This is a genomic window from Streptomyces chiangmaiensis (assembly GCF_036281785.1).
Classification (GTDB): domain Bacteria; phylum Actinomycetota; class Actinomycetes; order Streptomycetales; family Streptomycetaceae; genus Streptomyces; species Streptomyces chiangmaiensis.
In genome coordinates this window covers 1-2,754 of sequence record NZ_JAYWVC010000458.1, presented here as the reverse complement: position 1 = coordinate 2,754, position 2,754 = coordinate 1, and the positions used below count along the sequence as shown (strand labels likewise).

The following is a 2,754-nucleotide window of genomic DNA, read 5'->3' as shown; positions in this document are numbered from 1 at the left end:
TGCGTAACAGCCTCTCGTTAACGGCTCTCGCCCTCCTGATCACCGGAACCCTGATGTCCATGCCCACCGGGCGATGAGCCTCGGGTACTGGCTCGTGACCCGCTTCCAGCGCCCATGTGCCTTCTGGACCGACCGGAGCCGTCGATACTTCTTGCGGACCCAACGCATCAGGTAGGTGTGGATGCGCCGGCGGAGGTCATGAGCCGGTCCCTCGCAGGATCCGCAGGTCGTCCGCTGCCTGCAGGCGCATGGCGGGGATGAGCGGGTGTACTGGCTCCGGCAGGCCCGCGAGCACCAGTTCCACCTCGGCGGGCGTGCCCACCTCGTCGAGGAAGCCGACCATGAGGTGTCCGGCCACGGGCGGCGTGGTCGCGATCACCCGCTGGGAGAAGTCCTCCCATTCCGCATCGCTGAGGTGGTCGCGGAGTGCCGGGAAGAGGAGCGGCTCCTCGTGGGTCAGGTGGTCGTGCACCGTGTCTCGCACGGCGACGGCTGCGTCCCGTAGCGCGGCTCGGACTCCGTCCGCTCCGCTGTCGTCGCCGGCGCCGGCACTGCCTCGGCCTGTGGCTGCGGCCTCCCCGGACCCGTCCTCACCCTTGTCGGCGCTCACGGCGACCGCGGCCAGCTGATCGAGCGCCGCGTCCAGGCGCTCGTGCTCTTCGCTCAGCTCAGCCAGCGCGGATGCCGTGGCCGGCGCCACCGCGACGATCCGCGGCCACAAGTCCTTGTCCTCGGTCTCGTGGTGATGGTGCAGATTCACCACGAGGAAGTCACGCAGTTGCGCCAGGGCGCCCAGCGGCACCGAGGGCCGGAGGGCCGCCTCGGCCAGCAGGGTGGAGGCCACCCGGTGGACTTCATGGACAAGGCGGGTCTCGACGACCGCAGATTTCTCAGTTGACGCAGTAGTCATGGAATTGAATCTATTCATTAGATGGATTTATTGTCAATATACTCACCCTGCGTGCTGGGTAGAATGCGCGGGTGACCACCCGGAAGTACCACTCCCCCCGCCGCAACGATGCGGCCGCCGCGACACGCGCAGCCATCCTGAGCAGCGCGCACACGCTCTTCCTGGCCCGCGGGTACGCCGGGGTCACCATCGGGGAGATCGCCGAGGCAGGAAAAGTCGCCGTCCCGACCGTGTACAGCAGCGTGGGGAACAAGGCGTGCATCCTGACGGCCCTGCTGGAGCCGGCCCTCACCGACCCGGCCATCGCCGACACCCTCGCCGCCGTCGAGGCCAGCGACGACCCGCGCGCCGTCATCGAGTTGACCGCCGAGGGCACCCGGCTCACCCACGAACGCCACTGGGAACTCGTGTACGGGCTCTTCTACCGCAACCCGCCAGGGGAACCCGCCGTCAAAGAGATCCTGGACAAAGGAGCGGACAGCTACGTCCAAGCCCTGACCCGTGTGACCGACCGCCTCGTCGCACTCGACGCACTGCGCGCCGACCTCAGCCGGACCGAGGCCATTGACATACTCTGGTTCCACCTCGGCCCGCACGCCTGGATGACCCTCGTCGGCGAACGCGCCTGGCCCTTCCCCCGCGCCCAGGCCTGGATCGCCCGCTCCGCCCGGCAGGCACTGCTGAAGGACTTCTAGCGGCCTGCGCCGGTGGTCCGTCGTCAGATTTCGCACGCCTTGCCCCGCGTCCAGAACGACACGCTCGTCACCGCCGACACAGTCCCCGCACGTGGCGACAGCGGTTCCTCGCTGAGCGGCCGAACGGCCTGGCCGACACGCCCCGACCGGGTCCGCCGCCCTCGTTGACGAGCAGGGCGCCGTCCTTCATTCAGGTCAGGAAATCGGCATCGGCCAGGCCTCGGGTCTCCTCGGTGCGCGGGACGGAGAGGTTCACCATGCTGCCGAGGCCGGGGCGCAACGATCGTGCCGGGGCGTCCACGCACCCACGCTCCGCTGCCAGGGGTGGTTTCACCTGGCCTTCAGGGGTTCCCGGTACGACTTGCGGAGAGAGGTTGCGATGACGGGGAGCAGTGCGGCGATCATCTTGCCCTTGAGAGTGCGGGGGGTACGGGTGAGTTCGATGTCGATGCGGGTGCCGTCGCCTTCCGGGGTCAGCTGGAAGATCCAACCGCCGCCGGGCCCGAAGACCTTCGATTCGTGGGTGGTGATGGTGACTCTTCCTTGTGCGGCGTCCCATTCGTAGCGTGCGCGTTCCCATGCGGAGGCGGTTCCCTCAGTCACTTCAGCCCAGTTGTCCCCGATCGCATGGACTTCGAGGTGCTCGATCGTCGGCCAGTTCCGGGCCCGTGCGGGTCCGAAGTCGGTGAGCACCGCCAGTGCCTCTGACGGGCTGAGCGAGGAGATGAGGTGAAATCGTGCGACTGCCATCTGCGTTTCCTTGCGTGAGGGGTGAGCGCCCTGGGTGCTCTCGGGTGGTGGGAGACGTTCCGGTCTCAGTTCGCGGAGATCTTCGTCTTCGGGCGGGCTCTGTGGGACGGACAAGGTGAGCCACGGCCGCGGGTGTGCTGATACGACGGCGGCCGCCCGTGGCAGCTGGACCGGTCTGGCAAACCGGCCTGGTCGAGCAGCCTGCGGCGTCCTGGCCGCCGGGGGGTCAGCGGGTGGTGGCGTGGGCGGCCTGTTCGATCAGGCGGGTGACCGCGCCGGGCTGGGAGACCGAGACCGCGTGGGAGGCCTTGACCTCGGCGGTGTGCGCGTGGGCGCGCTGGGCCATGAAGCGCTGGGCGGCCGGCGGGATGTTCTTGTCCTGGGTGGTGACCAGGTCCC

The 2,754-nt window shown here is 68.6% G+C and carries 3 protein-coding genes and 1 pseudogene; 1 reads left to right on the top strand and 3 read right to left on the bottom strand.

Annotated elements, in window-relative coordinates; translation table 11 throughout:
- Nucleotides 1-196: 196 nt before the first annotated feature.
- Nucleotides 197-910 (bottom strand): hemerythrin domain-containing protein, encoded by a 714-nt coding sequence (locus VXC91_RS44355; RefSeq protein WP_329513010.1) that lies wholly within the window; start codon nt 908-910, stop codon nt 197-199.
- 71 nt (nt 911-981) lie between these two features.
- Here VXC91_RS44355 and VXC91_RS44350 point away from each other — a divergent pair, with 71 nt between their 5' ends.
- Nucleotides 982-1,605 (top strand): TetR/AcrR family transcriptional regulator, encoded by a 624-nt coding sequence (locus VXC91_RS44350; RefSeq protein ID WP_329513009.1) that lies wholly within the window; start codon nt 982-984, stop codon nt 1,603-1,605.
- Between the two features lie 330 nt (nt 1,606-1,935).
- On the opposite strand, the gene VXC91_RS44345 is transcribed toward VXC91_RS44350, so the two are convergent.
- Both VXC91_RS44345 and VXC91_RS44340 read right to left on the bottom strand, forming a co-directional pair.
- Nucleotides 1,936-2,355, bottom strand: coding sequence for an SRPBCC family protein (locus VXC91_RS44345; protein WP_329513008.1), 420 nt, complete (start codon nt 2,353-2,355; stop codon nt 1,936-1,938).
- A gap of 226 nt (nt 2,356-2,581) precedes the next feature.
- Nucleotides 2,582-2,754 (bottom strand): annotated as a pseudogene (locus tag VXC91_RS44340) (alpha/beta hydrolase); the annotation flags it as partial.

Bases quoted from the DNA above. Each gene is read 5' to 3' on its own strand.
- VXC91_RS44355 (WP_329513010.1), bottom strand. From the start codon at position 910: ATGACTACTGCGTCAACTGAGAAATCTGCGGTCGTCGAGACCCGCCTT.
- VXC91_RS44345 (WP_329513008.1), bottom strand. From the start codon at position 2,355: ATGGCAGTCGCACGATTTCACCTCATCTCCTCGCTCAGCCCGTCAGAG.